General features: G+C 72.8%; 17 protein-coding genes. 8 read left to right on the top strand and 9 right to left on the bottom strand.

Features of this window, described 5'->3' with window-relative positions:
* On the bottom strand, positions 1–1,005 hold a 1,005-nt coding region (locus tag SJ20_RS07665; RefSeq protein WP_044659517.1), incomplete at its 3' end, for a protein kinase.
* A 108-nt stretch (positions 1,006–1,113) separates the two neighbouring features.
* On the opposite strand from SJ20_RS07665, the gene lipB reads away from it, so the two are divergent.
* Genes lipB through SJ20_RS07650 form a run of 3 tightly spaced genes read left to right on the top strand, consistent with a single transcriptional unit; the run spans position 1,114 to position 3,658 of the window.
* Positions 1,114–1,815 carry a lipoyl(octanoyl) transferase LipB gene (gene lipB, locus SJ20_RS07660; RefSeq protein ID WP_036314221.1) on the top strand — a complete coding sequence of 234 codons (702 nt, stop codon included), beginning with the start codon at positions 1,114–1,116 and terminating at the stop codon, positions 1,813–1,815.
* Positions 1,812–2,819: a lipoyl synthase gene (gene lipA, locus SJ20_RS07655; protein ID WP_002857341.1), complete on the top strand. Its 1,008-nt coding sequence runs from the start codon at positions 1,812–1,814 to the stop codon at positions 2,817–2,819. The genes lipB and lipA overlap by 4 nt, the downstream gene beginning before the upstream one ends.
* A 26-nt stretch (positions 2,820–2,845) precedes the next feature.
* Positions 2,846–3,658 carry a DUF4191 domain-containing protein gene (locus tag SJ20_RS07650; protein WP_044659516.1) on the top strand — a complete coding sequence of 271 codons (813 nt, stop codon included), beginning with the start codon at positions 2,846–2,848 and terminating at the stop codon, positions 3,656–3,658.
* A gap of 122 nt (positions 3,659–3,780) precedes the next feature.
* Here SJ20_RS07650 and SJ20_RS07645 read toward each other — a convergent pair whose 3' ends face one another.
* Positions 3,781–4,281, bottom strand: coding sequence for an RDD family protein (locus SJ20_RS07645; protein ID WP_049146950.1), 501 nt, complete (start codon positions 4,279–4,281; stop codon positions 3,781–3,783).
* A 151-nt stretch (positions 4,282–4,432) separates the two neighbouring features.
* Here SJ20_RS07645 and glnA point away from each other — a divergent pair, with 151 nt between their 5' ends.
* Together glnA and SJ20_RS07635 are read left to right on the top strand one after the other, a co-directional pair.
* Positions 4,433–5,857: a type I glutamate--ammonia ligase gene (gene glnA, locus SJ20_RS07640; RefSeq protein ID WP_036314201.1), complete on the top strand. Its 1,425-nt coding sequence runs from the start codon at positions 4,433–4,435 to the stop codon at positions 5,855–5,857.
* Between the two features lie 153 nt (positions 5,858–6,010).
* A complete protein-coding gene (locus tag SJ20_RS07635; protein WP_036314199.1) occupies positions 6,011–7,015 on the top strand; it encodes an LLM class flavin-dependent oxidoreductase in 1,005 nt (334 codons plus the stop codon).
* A gap of 66 nt (positions 7,016–7,081) precedes the next feature.
* Here SJ20_RS07635 and SJ20_RS07630 read toward each other — a convergent pair whose 3' ends face one another.
* Both SJ20_RS07630 and SJ20_RS07625 read right to left on the bottom strand, forming a co-directional pair.
* Positions 7,082–10,204 (bottom strand): bifunctional [glutamine synthetase] adenylyltransferase/[glutamine synthetase]-adenylyl-L-tyrosine phosphorylase, encoded by a 3,123-nt coding sequence (locus tag SJ20_RS07630; protein ID WP_082067608.1) that lies wholly within the window; start codon positions 10,202–10,204, stop codon positions 7,082–7,084.
* Positions 10,205–10,214: 10 nt separating this feature from the next.
* Positions 10,215–11,555 carry a glutamine synthetase family protein gene (locus SJ20_RS07625; protein ID WP_044659515.1) on the bottom strand — a complete coding sequence of 447 codons (1,341 nt, stop codon included), beginning with the start codon at positions 11,553–11,555 and terminating at the stop codon, positions 10,215–10,217.
* A gap of 36 nt (positions 11,556–11,591) precedes the next feature.
* Between SJ20_RS07625 and panB the strand changes: the two genes are divergently transcribed.
* The gene (gene panB, locus SJ20_RS07620; protein ID WP_044659514.1) at positions 11,592–12,455 is read left to right on the top strand and encodes a 3-methyl-2-oxobutanoate hydroxymethyltransferase; all 864 of its coding nucleotides are present in this window, start codon (positions 11,592–11,594) and stop codon (positions 12,453–12,455) included.
* 68 nt (positions 12,456–12,523) lie between these two features.
* On the opposite strand, the gene SJ20_RS07615 is transcribed toward panB, so the two are convergent.
* Entirely contained in the window at positions 12,524–12,736 is a 213-nt protein-coding gene (locus SJ20_RS07615) for an SPOR domain-containing protein (protein ID WP_036340724.1), read from the bottom strand.
* Between the two features lie 36 nt (positions 12,737–12,772).
* Between SJ20_RS07615 and map the strand changes: the two genes are divergently transcribed.
* Positions 12,773–13,717 (top strand): type I methionyl aminopeptidase, encoded by a 945-nt coding sequence (map, locus tag SJ20_RS07610; RefSeq protein WP_036314189.1) that lies wholly within the window; start codon positions 12,773–12,775, stop codon positions 13,715–13,717.
* Between the two features lie 21 nt (positions 13,718–13,738).
* Positions 13,739–14,563 (top strand): polyphosphate--glucose phosphotransferase, encoded by an 825-nt coding sequence (ppgK, locus tag SJ20_RS07605; RefSeq protein ID WP_044659513.1) that lies wholly within the window; start codon positions 13,739–13,741, stop codon positions 14,561–14,563.
* 158 nt (positions 14,564–14,721) lie between these two features.
* Here the strand turns inward: ppgK and nrdR are convergent, their stop codons facing one another.
* From nrdR to lspA, 4 genes are all read right to left on the bottom strand, one after another.
* On the bottom strand, positions 14,722–15,216 hold the full coding sequence (gene nrdR / locus SJ20_RS07600; protein WP_002855838.1) for a transcriptional regulator NrdR: 495 nt from the start codon (positions 15,214–15,216) through the stop codon (positions 14,722–14,724).
* A 43-nt stretch (positions 15,217–15,259) separates the two neighbouring features.
* A complete protein-coding gene (gene dnaE, locus SJ20_RS07595) occupies positions 15,260–18,856 on the bottom strand; it encodes a DNA polymerase III subunit alpha (RefSeq protein WP_044659512.1) in 3,597 nt (1,198 codons plus the stop codon).
* Between the two features lie 107 nt (positions 18,857–18,963).
* A complete protein-coding gene (locus SJ20_RS07590) occupies positions 18,964–19,926 on the bottom strand; it encodes an RluA family pseudouridine synthase (protein WP_082067607.1) in 963 nt (320 codons plus the stop codon).
* Between the two features lie 4 nt (positions 19,927–19,930).
* Complete coding sequence (lspA, locus tag SJ20_RS07585; protein ID WP_036314214.1) at positions 19,931–20,401, bottom strand: signal peptidase II; 471 nt, start codon at positions 20,399–20,401, stop codon at positions 19,931–19,933.
* Positions 20,402–20,425: the final 24 nt, after the last annotated feature.

Below are 20,425 nucleotides of genomic sequence, written 5' to 3'. Positions count from 1 at the left end.
GGCCCCCCGTCGGCGCGCGAGCGCGCGCCGTCTCGGAGCCGTGCGTCGTCCCCGGCGTCGCCGCGTGGGCCCGGAGCCCGGCAGCACCGTGGGCAGCAGGTGCGCCACCTCGGCGGGGGCGGCCTCTCCCAGCGGGACCGGCTCGGGCCGGGCCGTCGCGTATACGGCTGCGGCGGCCTCCTCCGCGCTCGGCCGCGCCGCCGGGTCCGGGGAGAGCGCCGCATCGAGCAGCAGCGCGAGCTCGGGGGACGCTTCGGGGACCAGGACGGGCAGCGGCGCCCGATGCCCGGCGGCGCCCGGCGCCCGACCGGTGAGCGCGTACCAGCCCAGGGCGGCCCACGCATGGACGTCACTCGGCGCCCCCACCGCCGGAGACGCCCCCGGTTCCGCCCCGGCCCCCTCCACCGCGGCGAGCGCCTCGGGGGCCGCGAAGCCCGGCGTCGCCCCGGCCCCCGACGCCCCGCCGACCACCCGGGCGACGCCGAGGTCGGCGAGGGCCGGGCTGCCGTCGACGCCGAACAGGACGTTCGCCGGGGACACGTCGCCGTGCACCACCCCCTCGCGGTGCAGGCACGCGAGAGCCTGGGCGATCGGGACGAGCACGGTGACGGCCTGCCCCGGGCTCAGGGGTCCGACCCGCTGCACCATGTCCTGCAGCGTGCCGGCCGCGCGGTGCTCGGTGAGGACCCCGAGGCCCCGGTCCGTCTCCACCACGCCGAGCACGCGCAGCAGATGGGGATGCGCGACCCGTCCGGCCTGCGCCTCCGCCGCCAGCGCATCCGGCGCCGCGCCGGCACGGGGCACCTTCAGGGCGGCCCGGACGCCCCGACCGTCCTCGACGAGCCAGACCTCCGCCTGGGCGCCCGCGCCGAGCAGCCGGACGGGTTCCCAGCCCGGGGCGCGCGGCGCAGCCGTGCCCGGCTCCGACGACCTCTCCGGTTCGGTCTCCGGCCCGCCGCCGACGCGTCCGGCCGCGCCGCCGTCCGCCTCGTCCCAGTCCCGCATCGGTCTCCCCTCTCCGCCGCGCCGTCCGTTCCAGCCCAGGGTGCCGCATGTCCCCGAGCGTCACGGCGGTTGTCCACAGGTCCGGGCCCGAGGACTACAGTGGACGTCATGCCCGAGACACCCCTGCCGCCCCTGCGCGTGCTCGGCCTGGCGCCCGACCTGGTGGACTACCACGCCGCCTGGGACGCCCAGCGCGCCCTGCACGCGGACGTCGTCGCCGGCCGCTCCGACGGCGAATTCCTCCTCCTGGAGCACGAAGCCGTCTACACGGCCGGTCGTCGCACCGAGGACGCCGAGCGCCCCACGGACGGCGCCCCCGTCGTGGACGTGGACCGCGGCGGCAAGATCACATGGCACGGGCCGGGCCAGCTGGTCGGCTACCCCGTGGTCCGGCTGCGCGACCGTGCCCACGTCAAGGACTACGTCTGGTTCCTCGAGGAGCTGCTGATCCGCACCGCCGCCGAGTTCGGCGTCACGGCCGTCCGCGTGGACGGGCGGGCAGGCATCTGGGTCCTCGCGGACCGGGACGACGACGGCACGGCCCGCCCGGACCGCAAGGTCGGCGCCATCGGCCTGTCCATCCACGACGGCGTCTCCATGCACGGCTTCGCGCTGAACTGCTCCAACTCCCTGGCCCCCTACGAGGGGATCATCGCGTGCGGCATCACGGACGCCGCCACCACCACCCTGTCGGTCGAGACGGGCCGGACCATCACGCCGGCCGACGTCGTCCCGGTGCTCACCCGTCATCTGGACGAGCTCGGGCCGGCGTACATCGCCGTCACCCCCACGGAAGGAATCCCCGCATGAGCCTCGCCCCCGAAGGCCGCCGCCTGCTGCGCGTGGAGGCGCGCAACGCCGAGGTGCCCGTCGAGCGCAAGCCCGAGTGGATCAAGGCCAAGGTCCACATGGGCCCCGAGTACATCGGCCTGAAGAACAAGGTCAAGTCCGCCGGCCTGCACACCGTGTGCGAGGAGGCCGGCTGCCCCAACATCTTCGAGTGCTGGGAGGACCGCGAGGCCACGTTCCTCATCGGCGGCGACATCTGCACCCGCCGGTGCGACTTCTGCGACATCACCTCCGGCAAGCCGCGTCCCCTGGACATGGAGGAGCCGCAGAAGGTCGCCGAGAACATCCGCGAGATGGACCTGCGGTACGCCACCGTCACGGGCGTGGCCCGTGACGACCAGAAGGACGGCGCGGCGTGGCTCTACGCGGAGACCATCCGCCGCATCCACGCGCTCAACCCGGGGACCGGCGTCGAGATCCTGCCGCCGGACTTCGGCGCGGTGCCGGAGCTCGTCCAGCAGGTGTTCGACGCGCGGCCCGAGGTGTTCGCGCACAACCTGGAGACGGTGCCGCGCATCTTCAAGCGCATCCGCCCGGCCTTCACATACGAGAAGTCCCTCAAGGTGCTCACGATGGCCAAGGCCGACGGGCTCGTCACCAAGTCCAACCTCATCCTGGGCATGGGCGAGGAGGACCACGAGATCGACCAGGCCCTGGTGGACCTGCACGAGGCCGGCTGCGACATCATCACCATCACGCAGTACGTGCGGCCCTCGAAGCTGCACCACCCCATCGACCGCTGGGTGAAGCCGCAGGAGTTCGTCCAGTGGTCCCAGCGCGCCGAGGAGATCGGCTTCCAGGGCGTCATGGCGGGCCCGCTGGTGCGCTCGTCGTACCGCGCGGGCAAGCTCTACGCGCAGGCCATGCAGCGCCTCGGCCGGACCCTGCCGGAGAACCTGGCGCACCTGGCCGGGGAGAAGACCGCCCGCCAGGAGGCCTCCGCCGTCGTCGCCCAGATGTCCTGAGCCGCCCGACTAGACTGGATCCCGTCATGACGAAGAACAGCCAGCCCCCCGCATCCTCCTCCGGCTCCACCTCCGCCACGGTCAAGGAGGTCAAGGCCATGCAGCGCGAGCGTCGCCGCCACGAGAAGGAGCAGACGAAGGCCCAGCGCCGGGACAAGCGCGCCGCGAAGGGCCCGGGCGTGATCTCCCAGCTCAAGCAGGCCTACGCCATGACCAAGGCGCACGACCCCAAGGTCGGTCTGTGGATGCTGCTGGCCTTCCTGGCCGCCCTCGTCGTCGGCCTCGTCATCGGCCTGCTGCTGGACAACTGGATCACGTGGCTGCTCATCGCGATCCCGTTCGGTGTGCTCGCCGCCGTCGTCATCCTGAACCGGAAGGCGCGCCGCGCCGGGTTCGCCCAGCTCGAGGGCCGCCCCGGCGCCGCCGGCGCCGCGCTCTCCACGCTGGGCCGCGGCTGGATCGTGCCCGAGCAGCCGGCCGCCGTGAATCCGAAGACCCAGGACCTCGTCTACCGCGCCGTGGGCCGGCCGGGCGTGGTGCTGGTGACGGAGGGCCCCTCCCCCCGCGTCGCCGCGCTGGTGGTCAAGGAGGAGAAGGCCATGCGCCGCTTCCTGCCCGGCGTGCCCGTCACCGTGGTGGAGTCCGGCAACGGCCAGGGCCAGGTCCCGCTGCACGAGCTGCCCGGCACGCTCAAGGGCATGAAGAAGGCCCTCACGGCGCAGGAGGTCCAGGCCGTGGACAAGCGTCTGACCGCGCTCAACACCAACCGGCTGCCCATCCCCAAGGGCGTCGACCCGAACAAGGTGCGCCCGAGCCGGCGCGCCATGCGCGGCCGCTGAGCGCCGACGCACCCGCGCGAAAGGGGGGCGCCCCGCCGAGGATTCGGCGGGGCGCCCCCCTTTCGTCGTGTCCGGCCTCGCGTCGAGTCGGATCCGGCGTCGTCCGGCGCGGGCCGGTGCGCTCACATGCGGATCTCGACGGTGCCGGCGACCTTGTCGTGCATGCCGCGGCCGTCCGGGCCGACGACGACGGCCGGCAGCACGAGGCACAGCAGCGCCGTGCGCACCACCACGCGGTGCACGGGGGCGGTCCGGCCGCCGAGGCGCACCACCTGGGTGCGGCACACGGCCTTGCCCACGGTGGTGGCCAGCAGGGTGATGCCCAGGATGTGCATGGTGGCGAAGACCATCAGGGTGGCGATCGCGTCGGAGTCGAAGAGCAGCCAGGACACGCCCAGGGCCAGGAACCAGTCGATCACGAGGGCGACGGCGCGGCGGGCCGCAGTGGCCATCGAGGTCGGGCCGTGCTCGGGCAGGCCCAGCAGGTCCCCCGGCCAGCGGCCGCCGGCCAGGCCGCCGCCCGGACCGTCCACCCAGCCGGCGAGGTCGCGCCGGGTGATCAGCGGCTCGTCGCGGCGGGTCGGTTCGGGCTCTTGCGCGGGGTCGGGTGCTCTGCGTGCCACCGGCCCAGCCTACCGGCGCGGAACCGCGAGGCTCGCCGTGGGGCGTCACCGACGCCCACGGAGGCCGCCGGGCAAGTAGGGTGATGACACCCGCCACGCCAGCGCCGCCGTGCCGGACATGCCACCATCGTCACGACCACAGGAGCGCACCATGTTCACCTCCCCCGCGGACGTCCTCGCGTACATCAAGGATGAGGGGATCGAGTTCGTCGACGTCCGCTTCACCGACCTCCCCGGCATGCAGCACCACTTCAACGTGCCCGCCTCGAGCGTCGACGAGGACTTCTTCGTCACGGGCCAGCTCTTCGACGGCTCCTCGATCCGGGGCTTCGCCGGCATCGCCGAGTCCGACATGCAGCTCATCCCGGACGTCGCGACGGCCTTCGTGGACCCCTTCCGGGTCCGCAAGACCCTCACGATGAACTTCTCCATCGTGAACCCCCGCACCGGCGAGCCCTACCTGCGCGACCCGCGCGGCGTGGCCCAGCGCGCGGAGGCCTACCTGAGCTCCTCCGGCATCGCCGACACGGCGTTCTTCGCCCCCGAGGCCGAGTTCTTCATCTTCGAGGACGTCCGCTACGAGTCCTCCCCCCGCGGCTCGTTCTACGCCGTGGACTCGGACGAGGCCTGGTGGAACGCCTCCCGCGAGGACGAGGGCGGCAACCTGAGCCACAAGACCGGCCTCAAGGGCGGCTACTTCCCCGTCTCCCCCACGGACAAGCAGGCCGACCTGCGCGACGAGATCTGCTCGGTCCTGGCCGAGGTCGGCCTCGAGGTAGAGCGCTCCCACCACGAGGTGGGCGCCGCGGGCCAGGCGGAGATCAACTACCGCTTCAACACGCTGACCCACTCGGCGGACGACCTGCAGAAGTTCAAGTACGTCGTCAAGAACGTCGCCAACATGTTCGGCAAGTCCGCGACCTTCATGCCCAAGCCCGTCTTCGGCGACAACGGCTCCGGCATGCACTGCCACCAGTCCCTGTGGAACGGCGGCGAGCCGCTGTTCTTCGACGAGAAGGGCTACGCGAACCTCTCGGACACCGCCCGCTGGTACATCGGCGGCCTGCTGAAGCACGCCTCCGCGGTCCTGGCCTTCACCAACCCCACGGTGAACTCCTACCGCCGCCTGGTGCCGGGCTTCGAGGCCCCCGTGAACATGGTTTACTCGCAGGGCAACCGCTCGGCGGGCATCCGCATCCCGATCACCGGCTCCAACCCGAAGGCCAAGCGCATCGAGTTCCGCGCCCCGGACGCCTCGGGCAACCCGTACCTCGCGTTCGCCGCGCAGCTGATGGCCGGCCTGGACGGCATCCGCAACCGCATCGAGCCGGCCGAGCCGATCGACAAGGACCTCTACGAGCTGCCGGCCGAGGAGGCCGCCGACATCCAGAAGGCACCCGCCACCCTGGACGAGGCCCTGAACGCCCTCGAGGAGGACCACGAGTTCCTCCTGGCCGGCGACGTGTTCACCGAGGAGCTGATCGAGACCTGGATCGCGTACAAGCGCGAGATGGAGATCGCCCCGCTGGCCCTGCGCCCGAACCCCTACGAGTTCGAGCTGTACTACTCGGTCTGATCCGCCCGCCGCGGCCCCGACGACGGCCGTTCGTCTCCCACGCCGGAGGCGGGCGGCCGTCGTCGTGCCCGGCCGCGGAATAGTCCGGGGCCGGTGGGCGCTGGATCTGTGGAGACCTCCGCCCGGCCGGGCGGCCCGCAGACCAGGAGCACCATGACCGAGCACACCGCCCCCACCCCCCTGCCGCTGTCCCTGCTGGACCTCGCCCTCGTCCGCGACGGCGCCCCGATGGGCGAAGCCTTCGCCGAATCCGTGGAGCAGGCCCGCGTCGCCGAGGCCGCCGGCTTCCGGCGCGTCTGGTACGCGGAGCACCACAACATGCCCTCCATCGCCTCCTCCGCCACGGCCGTACTCATCGCGCACGTGGCCGCGCACACCGACTCGATCCGCCTCGGCTCCGGCGGCGTCATGCTGCCCAACCACTCGCCGCTGGTGATCGCCGAGCAGTTCGGCACCCTGGCCGAGCTGCACCCCGGCCGCATCGACCTGGGCCTGGGTCGCGCCCCCGGCACCGACCAGCGGACGCTGCAGGCGCTGCGCCGGGATCCGTCGGCGGCCGAGCGCTTCCCGCAGGACGTGCTCGAGCTGCAGGGCTACCTCACCGGCCAGAGCCTGATCCCCGGCATCGACGCCTACCCCGGCAAGGGCACCAACGTGCCGCTGTACATCCTCGGCTCCTCGGCGTTCGGCGCCCAGCTGGCCGCGCAGCTCGGCCTGGGCTACGCGTTCGCGAGCCACTTCGCACCGCAGATGCTCGAGCATGCGGCGCGCCTGTACCGGGAGCACTTCGAGCCCTCCGAGGCCCTCGCGGAGCCGCACTTCATCGCGGCGGCCAACGTGATCGCCGCGGACACCGAGGAGGTGGCCGAGCGGGAGTGGCAGGCCGCGCAGCGGGCGCGCATCCGGATGATGCTCGGCCGGGGCCGCACCCTCACCGACGACGAGGTCGAGATGCTGCTGCACTCCCCCGCCGGTCAGCAGGTGCTCGGGATGCTCGAGTGCACGGCCGTGGGCACCGGCCCGACGACGGCGGCGTGGCTGCACGACTTCGCGGCGCGGGTCCAGGCGGACGAGCTGATCATCACGACGGCGGCCCAGGACGCCGGCGTGCGGCGACGCACCCTGGAGCTGCTCGGGGAGCACGTCGTGCGCGCCTGAGCCGGCGCTCGCGACACCGGAGCACGGCCGGCCCGCCACCCCGTCGAGGTGGCGGGCCGGCGTCGTTCAGAGCCCGTAGAACCGGGTCTCGAACACCTGACGGGCCAGGCGGGTCACCCGCAGGTAGCGCTCCTCGAGCTCCCCGCCGGCCGTGCCCACCCCGCTGAGGCGGGCCACGGCCTCGAGGTCGCGCATGTTCGTGGGCAGCACGTCCGAGACCTTGCCCGTCCACAGCAGCAGGGCGGCGCGGATCCGGGTGGCCAGCAGCCACGCCTCCTCCAGCACGGCGACCTCGGCCTCGGGCAGCAGCCCGTGCCGGGCGATCGCCCGCAGGGCCGGCAGCGTGCCGGTGACCCGCAGGTCCTCGACCTCTCCCGCGTGGCGCAGCTGCAGGGACTGCACCAGCCACTCCACGTCCGAGAGCCCGCCGCGGCCGAGCTTGACGTGCCGGGAGGGGTCCGCGCCGCGGGGCAGGCGCTCGGCCTCCACACGGGCCTTGATGCGCCGGATCTCCCGCGCGTCCGCGGTGGTCAGGTCCCCGGCGTAGCGGACCCCGTCGGCCCACCGCCGGAAGTCGGTGGCCAGGTCGTCGTCGCCGGCCAGGGGCCGGGCGCGCAGCAGCGCCTGACGCTCCCACATCTCCGCCCAGCGCCCGTAGTACTCCCGGTACGAGTCCAGGGTGCGCACGAGCGGCCCCTGGCGCCCCTCGGGGCGCAGGTCGGCGTCCACCTCGAGCGGCCGCTCGCCGGGCAGCGGCGGGGTCGCGGGGCGGTGCAGCAGGGACATCAGCGTCCGCACGACCTCCTCGGCCTGCTCGCGCGCCCGCCCCTCGTCGACGCCGGGGCGTGGCCGGTGCACGAACAGGGCGTCCAGGTCCGAGCCGTAGGTGATCTCCCGGCCGCCCTGGCGGCCCATGGCCACCACGAGCACGTCGGTGAGCGGGTCGGCGTCCCCGACGACGGCGCGCGAGGCCACGCGCAGGGCGCCGACGACGGTGATCTGGTCGATGTCCGACAGGGCCCCGGTGACGGCCTCGAGGTCCAGCAGCCCCGAGATGTCCGCCAGGGCCACGCGCAGGGTCTCGCTGCGGCGCACCTGCCGCACATGGCGCACGGCCGCGGGGGCCTCCTCCGCGGCCACGCGGCGGTCGAGCCGCGCGTCGACCTGGCGCCAGAGCTGTATGGCGCCCCGGGGGTCGAGCTCCCGGTCGTCCCCCACCCAGGCCACGGCCTCGGGCGAGTGCTCGAGCAGGTCCCCCACGAACCGGGAGCCGGACAGGACCAGGCACAGCCGCCGGGCGGCGTCCGAGGAGTCGCGGAGCATCCGCAGATACCAGGCCGTGCCGCCCAGCGACTCGGAGAGCCGGCGGAAGGCGAGCAGGCCGCCGTCGGGGTCGGCGCCCCGCGCGAACCAGCCGAGCATGGCCGGCAGCAGCTGCCGCTGGACCGCGGCCCGGCGCGAGACGCCCTGCGTGAGGGCCTCGATGTGCCGCAGGGCGCCCTGCGGGTCGCGGTAGCCCAGCGCCGCCAGGCGGTCGCGGACGGCCTCCGCGGACAGCCGCACGTCCTCGGCGGACAGGGCGGCCGTCGTCGACAGCAGCGGCCGGTAGAACACGGTCTCGTGGAGACCGCGCACGGCGCGGCGCACGCGCGTGAACTCGGCCTGGAGGTCCTCGCCGGTGGCGGGGCCCCGGTCGGCGGCGCCGCGCATCGACCGGGCGACGACGCGGCGGGCCTCTTCCTTGACCGGCATCAGGTGGGTGCGCCGCAGGTGCACGAGCTGGATGCGGTGCTCGAGGGTGCGCAGCCACCGGTAGTGCTCGTCGAACGCCCGCGCGTCTCGCGTGGTGACGTAGGAGGCGGCGTGCAGCGCCCGCACCGCGTCGAGCGTGCCGCGCACCCGCAGCGACTCGTCCGCACGGCCGTGCACGAGCTGGAGCAGCTGGGCCGTGAACTCGACGTCGCGCAGGCCGCCGGGCCCGAGCTTGATCTCCCGCTCGCGCTCCGCGGGGGCGAGGGTGTCCAGGACCCGGGCGCGCATGGCCCGGACGGACTCGACGAACCCGTCGCGCGCGGAGGACTCCCACACCCGGGGCCAGATTTCCGCGATGTAGCGCTCGCCGAGCTGTGGCGAGCCCGCGATGGGGCGGGCCTTGAGCAGGGCCTGGAACTCCCAGCCGTGGGCCCAGCGGCGGTAGTACTCGGCGTGGGACTCCACGGTGCGGCTCAGGGCGCCGTCCTTGCCCTCGGGACGCAGGTTGGCGTCGACTTCCCACAGTCCCGGCTCGGGGGCCGCGCCCTGGATCACGCGGCCGATGCCCGCGGCCAGCTCGGCCGCGAGCGCGGCGGCGCGCGGCCCGTCCGGGACCTCGGCGTCGGGGTCCGCGCCGTCCGCGGCCTCGCGGACGGCGTGGGCGAACACGACGTCCACGTCTGAGACGTAGTTGAGTTCGCCGGCGCCGCACTTGCCCATGCCGATCACGGCGAGGTCCACGCGGTCCACCACGGGGCCCTCCCGCTCGGTGAGGACGGCCCGTGAGACGGCGAGCGCCGCGTCCACGGCGGCGCCGGCCAGGTCCGCGAGCCAGCGGCCCACCGAGGGCATGGCCGCCGTGGGCTCGGCGGAGTCGAGGTCGCGCAGGGCGATCGCGGCCAGCTGGCGGCGGTAGGCGCGGCGCAAGGCGACGGCGGCGTCCTTGCCGGTGACGGCCGCGAGGGGGCGGTCGGCGTCCGGGTCGGCGTCCACCGAGTCCAGGAGCAGGCGGCGCAGGGCGGCGGACGCATCACCCCAGGGCTCGCCGGCGGTCGGGTCGGGCTGGGCGAGGGCGGGCGCGGTGGCGGCGGCCGCGTCCGGGTCGAGGACGAGGTCCAGTTGCTCGGGACGGCGGATGAGGAACTCGCCGAGGGCCTCGGAGGCGCCGAGCAGCCGCAGCAGGCGGGCCGTCGTCTCGGGGTCCCGGAGGGCGTGGTGGACGCGGGGCTCGCGCTCGGCCAGGCGCACCCACAGCAGCAGGGCCCGGTCGGGATCGGCGGCGTGGCCGAGGAGCTCGACAAGGGGACGCACGTCCACGCCCTCGAACTCGGGCGAGGTGAGCAGCGTCTGCACGCGGCCGGCGTCGGCGACGCCGGCGTGCGCGAGGGTGCGGCGGTCCGGGGCGTCGGCGGTCGCCGCGTCGGGCAGGGCGGACACGGCCGGCGCCTCAGAGGCCGGAGAGGTAGCGCCGCAGCTCGTACGGCGTGACCTCCACCCGGTAGTCGTCCCACTCCTGGCGCTTGTTGCGCAGCAGGGCGTCGAAGACGTGCTCGCCCAGAACGGATGCCACGAACTCGGACTCCTCGGCGGCGCGCAGGGCGTCGTGCAGGGTGCCGGGCAGGGGGACGTGGCCGAGCACGCGCCGCTCGTGGGTGGTCAGCGCGCTGATGTCCTCGGCGGCGGACTCGGGCAGCTCGTAGCCCTCCTCGATGCCCTTGAGCCCGGCCGCGATCAGCAGGGCGTAGGCGAGGTACGGGTTGGCCGAGGCGTCGATGCCGCGGTACTCGATGCGGGCCGAGCCGGCCTTGTCCGGCTTGTACAGGGGCACGCGCACGAGGGCGGAGCGGTTGTTGTGCCCCCACGAGGTGTACGACGGGGCCTCTCCCCCGCCCCAGAGGCGCTTGTAGGAGTTCACGAACTGGTGGGTCACCGCGGTGATCTCCACGGAGTGGCGCAGCAGGCCCGCGATGAACCGGCGGCCCGTGACGGAGAGCCGGAACTCGTCCGCGGGGTCGTAGAACGCGTTCGCGTCACCCTCGAAGAGGGAGAAGTGGGTGTGCATGCCGGAGCCCGGGTGGTGGGAGAACGGCTTGGGCATGAACGTGGCGTAGGTGCCCTGGGCGGCGGCGACCTCCTTGACGACGGTCCGGAACGTCATCACGTTGTCCGCCGTCGTGAGCGCGTCCGCCGCGCGCAGGTCGATCTCGTTCTGGCCGGGGCCGTTCTCGTGGTGGCTGAACTCGACGGAGATGCCCATCCCCTCGAGGAGGCTGACGGCGTCGCGGCGGAAGTCGGCCGCGTCGGAGCCGGGCACGTTGTCGAAGTAGCCCGCGCGGTCCACGGGCACCGGCTCCCCGTCCGGGCCGGGCTGGTCCGACTGCAGGAGGTAGAACTCGATCTCCGGGTGGGTGAAGCACGTGAAGCCCCGGTCGGCGGCCCGGTCCAGCACGCGGCGCAGCACGTGCCGCGGGTCGGCGGGGGCGGGGCGGCCGTCCGGGGTGAGCACGTCGCAGAACATCCGGGAGCTCTGTCCCTGGTCGCCGCGCCACGGCAGGATCTGGAAGGTCGAGGGGTCGGGCTGCAGCAGCATGTCCGACTCGGAGATGCGGGTGTATCCGTCGATCGAGGAGCCGTCGAAGCCCAGGCCCTCCGTGAAGGCGTTCTCCACCTCGGCCGGAGACAGGGCCACCGACTTCAGGGTGCCGATCACGTCCGTGAACCAGAGCCGGACGAACCTGACGTCCCGGTCCTCGATGGTGCGGAGCACGTAGTCCTGCTGTCGATCCATGCCGCCACTCTAGACGCGCCGCGTAGACTCCGGCCCATGTCTGCTCCCCAGTCCCCCCGGCAGCCTGACGACACCGCCCCCTACGGTCCGCCCGCCCCGTCCCGGTACCGGACGGTCCACCTGCAGCGGGCCAAGGACGAGGGCCGGCGCTTCGCGATGCTCACCACCTACGACGCGATGACGGCGGCCCTGTTCGACGAGGCCGGCGTCGAGGTGCTGCTCGTGGGCGACTCGGTGGGCAACACCATGCTGGGCCACCCGACCACCCTGCCGGTCACCCTGGACCAGATGATCCTGTTCACCCAGGCCGTGGTGCGCGGTGCCGAGCGTGCCCTCGTGGTCGCGGACCTGCCCTTCGGCTCGTACGAGGCCTCCCCGCGGCAGGCCGTCGAGTCGGCCGTCCGCCTCGTGAAGGAGTCCGGCGCGCACGCCGTCAAGGTGGAGGGCGACGAGCGCTTCGCCGAGCACGTGGCCGCGATGACGGCCGCCGGCGTCGCGGTCATGGCCCACATCGGCTTCACCCCGCAGTCCGAGCACGTGCTCGGCGGCTACCGGGTGCAGGGCCGCGGCGCGGGGGCGGCCGAGCGGATGACCGTGTCGGCCCAGGCCCTCGAGGCCGCGGGGGCGTTCGCCGTCCTGATGGAGATGGTCCCCTCGGACGTCGCCGCCGCCGTCGACGCCGCACTGCGGGTGCCCACCGTGGGCATCGGCGCGGGCCCGGGCACCACGGGCCAGGTGCTCGTGTGGCAGGACATGCTCGGTCTACGCGAGGGACGGGTGCCCCGGTTCGTCCGTCAGTACGCCCGCCTGCACGAGGTCGTGGGTGAGGCGGTCCGGGCCTATCGCGCGGACGTGCTCGACGGCGCGTTCCCGGCCCCGGAGCACGGCTTCGAGGGCTGAACCCGCCCCCTGAGACGACCGGGCCCCCGTCCCGAGGGACGGGGGCCCGGTGTCGTCCGGTGCCGCGGTCAGGAGGCGTCGTCGACGGGACGGCTGTCCCAGTCGTCGTCGCGCGCGTCCTCGGCGTCGGCGGCCTCGTTGTTCGCCCGCACGCGGTCCATCGCGGCCTGGGCCTCCTCACGGGTGCCGAACGGGCCCAGCAGCTGGGACCAGTCCGACTGGGCGCCCACCTCCACCTGATGCGTGTTGACGTTGTACCAGAACTCGCTCGTCTCGGTCATGGGGGCCACAGTAGCCGGGCCGATAGGCTGGAGGACATGTCCCAGCGTCAGAACCCCGTCGCCCCGTCCAGCCACAACGGTCCCCGCCCTGCGGGCCCCACCGCGCCGGAGCCCGGGTCGTTCGCCCCCGTCGGCACGCTGACGCCCGGGGCCCCGTCCCCCGCCCCGCCCGTGCCGGCCGCGATCCCGCGCCCCGAGTACGTCGGCAAGGCCACCCCGGACGAGGGCAAGGCCTCGGACGTCTACGACGCCGCCGGCGTCGAGCGGATCCGCGCCGCCGGCCGCCTGGCCGCGCAGGCCATGGAGCACACCGCCGCCCACATCCGCCCGGGCGTCACCACGGACGAGCTGGACCGGATCGCGCACGCCTTCCTCGTGGAGCGCGGCGCCTACCCGTCCTGCCTGGGCTACCGCGGCTTCCCGCGGTCCATCTGCACCTCGATCAACGAGGTCATCTGCCACGGCATCCCGGACGGCACCGTCCTGGAGGACGGGGACATCGTCAACCTGGACATCACCGCGTACCTGGACGGTGTCCACGGGGACCACAACCGCACCTACCTGGTCGGCGACGTGGACGAGGAGTCCCGGCTGCTCGTCGAGCGCACCGAGGAGGCCCTGCGCCGCGGCATCCGCGCCGTGAAGCCCGGCCGTCAGGTCAACGTGATCGGCCGCGCCATCGAGTCCTACGCCAAGCGCTTCGGCTACGGCGTGGTGCGCGACTTCATCGGCCACGGCGTGGGCGTGGACTTCCACTCCGGCCTCGTGATCCCCCACTACGACGCGGCCCCGGCCCACGACCGCCTGCTCGTGCCCGGCATGGTGTTCACCATCGAGCCGATGCTCACCCTCGGCACGATCGAGTGGGACCAGTGGGACGACGGCTGGACCGTGGTGACCCGCGACCGCCGTCGCACCGCGCAGTTCGAGCACACGATCGTGGTCACGGACGACGGCGCGGAGATTCTCACGCTGCCGTGACCCGGCACTAAGCTGGGGGCCGTGACGACGCACACCAGCACCGCCCAGCGCTCCTCCAAGTACCCCACGACGATCGGCATCGACGTCGGGGGGACCGGCATGAAGGGCGGCCTGGTCCGCCTCGGGTCGGGGCCGAAGGCGGGCACCCTGCGCGGGGACCGCTTCCGCATCCCCACGCCGCAGACGGCCATGCCCGAGCCCGTGGCGGCGACCCTGGCGGCCATCACCGCCGAGCTCGACGGGCGCGAGAAGGCGCCGAAGCCCTCCGCCCCGCTGGGCGTGTGCTTCCCCTCGATCGTCAAGGACGGGGTGTGCCTGTCCGCGAACAACATCGACCACTCGTGGATCGGCACGGACCTGCGCGGCACGTTCGAGGAGCACCTGCGCCGCCCCGTGACCGTGGTCAACGACGCCGACGCGGCCGGCCTCGCGGAGGCCCGCTACGGGGCCGGGCGGGGCGTGCGCGGCCTGGTGCACGTGATCACCCTCGGCACCGGCATCGGCGGCGCGATGATCCACGACGGCATGCTCGTCCCGAACTTCGAGGTCGGCTCCCTGGAGCTCGACGGCGTGATGGCCGAGTCACGGGCCTCTGCGAAGGCCCGGGAGCGCGATCAGCTCAGCTGGGCCGAGTACGCCGAGCGACTGCAGCGCTTCTTCTCCCACGTGGAGCGGATCTTCTCGCCCGACCTGTTCATCGTCGGCGGCGGCATCTCCAAGCGGCCGGACGACTACCTGCCGCTGCTGCGCCTGCGCACCCCGATCGTCCCGGCCCAGCTGCAGAACAACGCGGGCATCGTGGGCGCCGCCCTGGCCGCGCACGGCTCGCTCGCCGACGGCAACTGAGGGCGCAGACACCGAGGGCGGTTCCGGCTTCCCCTCCGGAACCGCCCTCGGCAGTCTTGCCGGGCCGACCGAGGTCGACCCGGGGATCACTGTAGCGCCTGGAGGCCGTGCGCACCACTGCAGCGTCGATCCCGGCCGCGCCGTCGCATCGGCCCAGGTCAGCGGGTGAACAGCCGCGGCTGCACGGCGGGACGGCCGCGGTCGTCCCCGTCACCGGCCCGGAGCTCCGCGATGGCCTCCTCGAAGTCGTCGAGGGACTCGAAGTCCCGGTAGACGGAGGCGAAGCGCAGGAAGGCCACCTGGTCGAGACGGCGCAGCGGATCGAGGATGGCCAGGCCGACGTCGTGGGCGTCCACCTCGGCGTTGCCCGTGGCACGGACCGTCTCCTCGACCTCCTGGGCGAGCATGGCCAGGTCGTCGCTCGTCACCGGCCGCCCCTGGCACGCCTTCCGGACGCCGTTGATCACCTTGGAGCGGTCGAACGGCTCCGCCACCCCGGAGCGCTTGACGACGGTCAGGGCGGTGGTCTCCATGGTGGTGAACCGCTTCCCGCAGGCCTGACACTGCCGACGCCGACGGATGGCGGAGCCGTCGTCGAGGGAGCGCGAGTCGACCACGCGCGAGTCCTCATGACGGCAGAACGGGCAGTGCATCAGCTCTCTCCTCCTGGGCGGGGCACTCCCATGCTACGTCCGCTCAGCCGAGGCAGGCCGGACCCAGCAGGATCTTGAGGTCCCCGAACAGCGCCGGGTTCGGGCTCACCCGGAACTGCGGGCCCAGCTGGAACTCCTGCGTGGCACGCTGGCCCACCAGGGACAGCCGCACCTCCGAGGAGCCCTCGTGGGTGCGCAGCACGTCCGCCAGCTGGCCCATGACCTGCTCCGTGGCCTTGAACGCGGGCAGCGTGATCCGCACGGGGCCGCCGGGGCCGTCCGAGAGCTCCGGGATGGTCAGCTCCATCGCCGACAGGGACACCGACCCGTCGTCCCGGCGCTGCACCCTGCCCTTGACGGCGACGACGAGGTCCTCGGCCAGCATCATCGCGATGGGCGCGTACACCTGGCCGAAGAACATGACGTCCATCGAGCCGCCGAGGTCCTCGATCTCGCAGCGCGCGTACGCGTTGCCCGAGGACTTGGCGATGCGGCGCTCGAGCGTGGTGACCAGGCCCGCGATGGTGACGATCGCGCCGTCCGCGGGCCCGTCGTCGTCGAGCACGCGGGTGATCTGGACGTCGGCGTGCTGGGCCAGGACGCCGTCGAGGCCCTGCAGCGGATGGTCGGACACGTACAGGCCCAGCATCTCGCGCTCGAACGCGAGCTTCTCCTTCTTGGCCCACTCCGGCAGGTCCGGGACGGCGACGCCGTCCGCGGCGTCGGAGTCGTCCTCGTCGCCGCCGCCGAGCGCGAACAGGTCGAAGGTGAACTCGCCGTGATCCTCCTTGCGCTTCTGCGCCACGGTGGCGTCCACGGCCTCCTCGTGCACGGCCAGCAGGGCGCGGCGGGCGTAGCCGAGGGAGTCGAAGGCGCCGGCCTTGATCATGGACTCGATGGTGCGCTTGTTGCACACCACGAGCGGCACCTTCGCCAGGAAGTCGCCGAAGCCCGTGTACGAGCCCTTGTCCTCGCGCGCCTGGACCATGCCCTTGACCACGTTGGCGCCCACGTTGCGGACGGCGCCCATGCCGAAGCGGATGTCCCGGCCGACGGGGGTGAAGGTCAGGTGGGACTCGTTCACGTCCGGGGGCAGCACCGTGATGCCCATGTGGCGGCACTCGTTGAGGTACATGGCCAGCTTGTCCTTGTCGTCGCCCACCGAGGTGAGCAGCGCCGCCATGTACTCCGCCGGGTAGTGCGCCTTGAGGTAGGCCGTCCAGTAGGAGACCAGGCCGTAGGCGGCCGAGTGCGCCTTGTTGAACGCGTAGTCCGAGAAGGGCAGCAGGATGTCCCACAGGGCCTTCACCGCGGCCTCCGAGTAGCCGCGGTCCAGCATGCCCTGGTGGAACGCCTCGTACTGCTTGTCCAGCTCCGACTTCTTCTTCTTGCCCATCGCGCGGCGCAGGATGTCGGCCTGGCCGAGCGAGTAGCCCGCCACCTTCTGGGCGATCGCCATGACCTGCTCCTGATACACGATCAGGCCGTAGGTGGTGTCCAGGATCTCCCGCAGCGGCTCCTCCAGCTCCGGGTGGATCGGGGTGATCTCCTGCTGCCCGTTCTTGCGCAGCGCGTAGTTGGTGTGCGAGTTCGCGCCCATGGGGCCGGGGCGGTACAGGGCGATGGTCGCCGAGATGTCCTCGAAGTTGTCCGGGCGCATCATCTTCAGCAGCGAGCGCATGGGGCCGCCGTCGAGCTGGAACACGCCGAGGGTGTCGCCGCGGGCCAGCAGCTCGTAGGCCGCCGGGTCGTCCACGTCGAGGGTCTCCAGGTCCAGGTCCACGCCCTGGTTCGCCTTCACGTTCTCGAGCGCGTCCGAGATGATCGTGAGGTTGCGCAGCCCCAGGAAGTCCATCTTGATCAGGCCCAGGGACTCCGCCATCGGGTAGTCGAACTGGGTGATGACCTGGCCGTCCTGGAGACGACGCATGATCGGGATGACGTCGATCACCGGCACCGAGGACATGATCACGCCGGCCGCGTGCACGCCCCACTGCCGCTTCAGACCCTCGAGACCCTTGGCGGTCTCGAAGACCTCCTTCGCCACCGGGTCCGTGGCGATCAGCTCGCGGAAGGGCGCGGCCTCCCCGTAGCGCGGGGCCGCGGGGTCCTCGATGTCCTTGAGCGGGATGTCCTTGGCCATCACCGCCGGCGGCAGCGCCTTGGTGAGGGACTCGCCCATCGAGAACGGCTGGTCCATCACGCGGGCCGAGTCCTTCAGGGCCTGCTTGGTCTTGATGGTGCCGTACGTGACGATCATGGTGACGCGCTCGTCGCCGTACTTGCGGGTGACGTAGTCGATCACCTCGGAGCGACGGCGGTCGTCGAAGTCGACGTCGAAGTCGGGCATGGACACGCGGTCCGGGTTGAGGAACCGCTCGAAGATCAGCCCGTGCTTGAGCGGGTCCAGGTCCGTGATGCGCAGCGCGTACGCCACCATCGATCCGGCGCCCGAGCCACGGCCCGGGCCCACCCGGATGCCGTTCTCCTTGGCCCAGTTGATGAAGTCGGCCACGACGAGGAAGTACCCGGGGAAGCCCATCGAGATGATGACGTCCAGCTCGTAGTCCGCCTGCTTGCGCACGTGGTCCGGCACGCCGTCCGGGTAGCGGTAGGCCAGACCGGAGGCGACCTCCTTGATGAGCCAGCTGGTCTCGTCCTCGCCCTCCGGCGTGGGGAAGACCGGCATGTAGTTGGCCTTCGTGTCGAACTCGACCTCGCACCGCTCGGCGATGAGCAGCGTGTTGTCGCAGGCCTCGGGCAGCTCCGCGAAGAGCTCGCGCATCTGCCGCGGGGACTTCAGGTAGTACTCGGTGCCGGAGAACGCGAAGCGGGAGCCGCCCTGGTCGTAGCTGGGCTCGTTGAGCTTCGAGCCCGACTGCAGGGCCAGCAGCGCCTCGTGCGCCTTGGCGTCGTGCTCGTGGGTGTAGTGCAGGTCGTTCGTGGCCACGAACGGCAGGCCCAGGTCCTTGGCGAGCCGGCGCAGGTCCGTCATCACCCGGCGCTCGATGTCGAGGCCGTGGTGCATGATCTCGCAGTAGTAGTTGTCCTTGCCGAAGATGTCCCGGAAGTCCGAGGCCGCCTGCATCGCCTCCCGGTACTGGCCCAGGCGCAGGCGCGTCTGCACCTCGCCGGAGGGGCAGCCCGTGGTGGCGATCAGGCCCTTCGAGTACTGGCTCAGCAGCTCCCGGTCCAGCCGCGGCCACTTGGCGTACACCGAGTCCAGCGAGGCGATCGAGCCCATCCGGAACAGGTTGTGCATCCCCTCGGTGGTCTCGCTCAGCAGCGTCATGTGCGTGTACGCACCGCCGCCGGACACGTCGTCCCCCCGCTGGTGGGGCTCGCCCCAGCGGGTCTTCTCCTTGTCCGTGCGGTGCTGATGCCCGGGGGCCACGTAGGCCTCGAGCCCGATGATCGGCTTGACGCCCGCCGCCTTCGCCTTGGACCAGAAGTCGTAGGCGCCGAAGAGGTAGCCGTGGTCCGTGATGGCCAGCGAGTCCATGCCCAGCCGCTGAGCCTCGGCGAACAGGTCGTCCAGCTTCGCGGCGCCGTCGAGCATGGAGTACTCGGTGTGCGTGTGCAGGTGGACGAAGCCGCCGTCCTTCACGGCGTCGGCGCGGGCGTCGGCGGACACGGTCATGCGGGGTGGGCCTTTCGACGGGGAGGACAGCGGGGCCGCACCAGCCTACTCGTGGTGCCCGGGCGGCGGGGCCGGACCGGGACGGGGGTCACGTCGACGGTGCAGGCTCAGTCCTCGTCGCCGCGCAGCGCCGCCAGGGCGTGGGCGAGGTCCTCCGGATACGGGGAGGTGATCGTCACCGGCTCCCCCGTGACCGGGTGCGGGAACGCCAGCCGGTGGGCGTGCAGCCACTGGCGGGTCAGCCCGAGCTCGGCCGCCAGGCGCGGATCCGCCCCGTACGTGAGGTCGCCGACGCACGGGTGGCGCAGCGCCGAGGTGTGCACGCGGATCTGGTGGGTGCGCCCGGTCTCCAGGTGGACCTCGAGCAGGGTGGCCCGGCCGAACACCTCGAGCGTCTCGTAGTGGGTCACGGACGGCCGGCCGTCCTCGAGCACCGCGAACTTCCAGTGATGGCCGGGATGCCGCCCGATGGGCGCGTCCACGGTGCCGCTCAGCGGGTCCGGGATGCCCTGGACCACGGCGTGGTAGACCTTCTCCGGCACGCGCTCGCGGAACTGGTCCTTCATGGCCGTGTAGGCGCGCTCGGTCTTGGCCACGACCATGACCCCGGTGGTGCCGACGTCGAGCCGGTGCACGATCCCCTGGCGCTCGGGGGCGCCCGAGGTGGTGATGTCGTAGCCGAGGGCGGCCAGGGCGCCCACCACGGTGGGCCCGACCCAGCCGGGCGAGGGGTGTGCGGCCACGCCGGTGGGCTTGTCCACGGCCACCAGGTCCTCGTCCTCGTACAGGATGCTCAGCGCGTCCACGCGCTCTGCCCTCACTTCCAGGGGGTCGGGGTCGTCGGGGACGTCGACGGCGAGGGTCTCCCCCGCCACGGCCTTCGCGGACTTGGCCAGGACGCGGTCCCGGCGGCCGGAGCGCGACTCGGCCCGCACCAGGCCCCGGGTGAACCAGTCCGCCAGCAGCGAGCGGGAGACGCCGAACGCGTCGGCGAGCACCGCGTCGACCCGCCGGCCCGCCTCGGCCTCGGTGACCTCGAGCCGCTCGGTCAGTCCCGGTCTCATGCCCATGTCCTCACGCCTCCCGTGTGCCGTCCAGGCGGCGGCCGGTCATCACGAGCAGGGCGACGCCGATGACGGAGCAGACGATGAACGAGTCCGCCACGTTGAAGATCGCGAAGTGCGGCACGGAGATCATGTCGACCACGTGGCCGCGCCCGAACGCCGGGGGCCGGAACAGCCGGTCCGTGAGGTTGCCGAGCACGCCGCCGGCGAGCCCGCCCAGCGCCAGGGCCCACGGCGTCGAGCGCACGCGGGCGATCCCGACGAGGGCGGCGACCGCCACCACGGCTTGGATGATGGTGAACACCCAGGTGTGGTCCTCGCCGATGGAGAAGGCCGCGCCCGGGTTCAGGATGTAGTGCCAGCGCAGCACCCCGGGGATCACCGCGACGGAGTCCCCCAGCTGCATCGTGCTCTCGACCGCGTACTTGGTCAGCTGGTCGAGGGCGTAGGCCAGCACCGCCACGATGAGGGCGGTGAGCACGGCTCCCCCCCCCCCCCCCGGGGG

The organism is Micrococcus sp. MS-ASIII-49, from assembly GCF_000946635.1.
GTDB classification, from domain to species: Bacteria; Actinomycetota; Actinomycetes; order Actinomycetales; family Micrococcaceae; genus Micrococcus; species Micrococcus luteus.
The sequence above is the reverse complement of the archived record's forward strand: the minus strand, read 5'-3'. Positions and strand labels throughout refer to the sequence as shown.

What these genes read in the sequence shown, in the direction of transcription:
- panB (WP_044659514.1), top strand. Translation starts at nt 11,592, where the DNA reads ATGTCTGCTCCCCAGTCCCCCCGGCAGCCTGACGACACCGCCCCCTAC.
- SJ20_RS07590 (WP_082067607.1), bottom strand. Translation starts at nt 19,926, where the DNA reads ATGGGCATGAGACCGGGACTGACCGAGCGGCTCGAGGTCACCGAGGCC.
- SJ20_RS07615 (WP_036340724.1), bottom strand. Translation starts at nt 12,736, where the DNA reads ATGACCGAGACGAGCGAGTTCTGGTACAACGTCAACACGCATCAGGTG.
- glnA (WP_036314201.1), top strand. Translation starts at nt 4,433, where the DNA reads ATGTTCACCTCCCCCGCGGACGTCCTCGCGTACATCAAGGATGAGGGG.
- dnaE (WP_044659512.1), bottom strand. Translation starts at nt 18,856, where the DNA reads ATGACCGTGTCCGCCGACGCCCGCGCCGACGCCGTGAAGGACGGCGGC.
- nrdR (WP_002855838.1), bottom strand. Translation starts at nt 15,216, where the DNA reads ATGCACTGCCCGTTCTGCCGTCATGAGGACTCGCGCGTGGTCGACTCG.
- SJ20_RS07635 (WP_036314199.1), top strand. Translation starts at nt 6,011, where the DNA reads ATGACCGAGCACACCGCCCCCACCCCCCTGCCGCTGTCCCTGCTGGAC.
- SJ20_RS07625 (WP_044659515.1), bottom strand. Translation starts at nt 11,555, where the DNA reads ATGGATCGACAGCAGGACTACGTGCTCCGCACCATCGAGGACCGGGAC.
- map (WP_036314189.1), top strand. Translation starts at nt 12,773, where the DNA reads ATGTCCCAGCGTCAGAACCCCGTCGCCCCGTCCAGCCACAACGGTCCC.
- lipA (WP_002857341.1), top strand. Translation starts at nt 1,812, where the DNA reads ATGAGCCTCGCCCCCGAAGGCCGCCGCCTGCTGCGCGTGGAGGCGCGC.
- lipB (WP_036314221.1), top strand. Translation starts at nt 1,114, where the DNA reads ATGCCCGAGACACCCCTGCCGCCCCTGCGCGTGCTCGGCCTGGCGCCC.
- SJ20_RS07650 (WP_044659516.1), top strand. Translation starts at nt 2,846, where the DNA reads ATGACGAAGAACAGCCAGCCCCCCGCATCCTCCTCCGGCTCCACCTCC.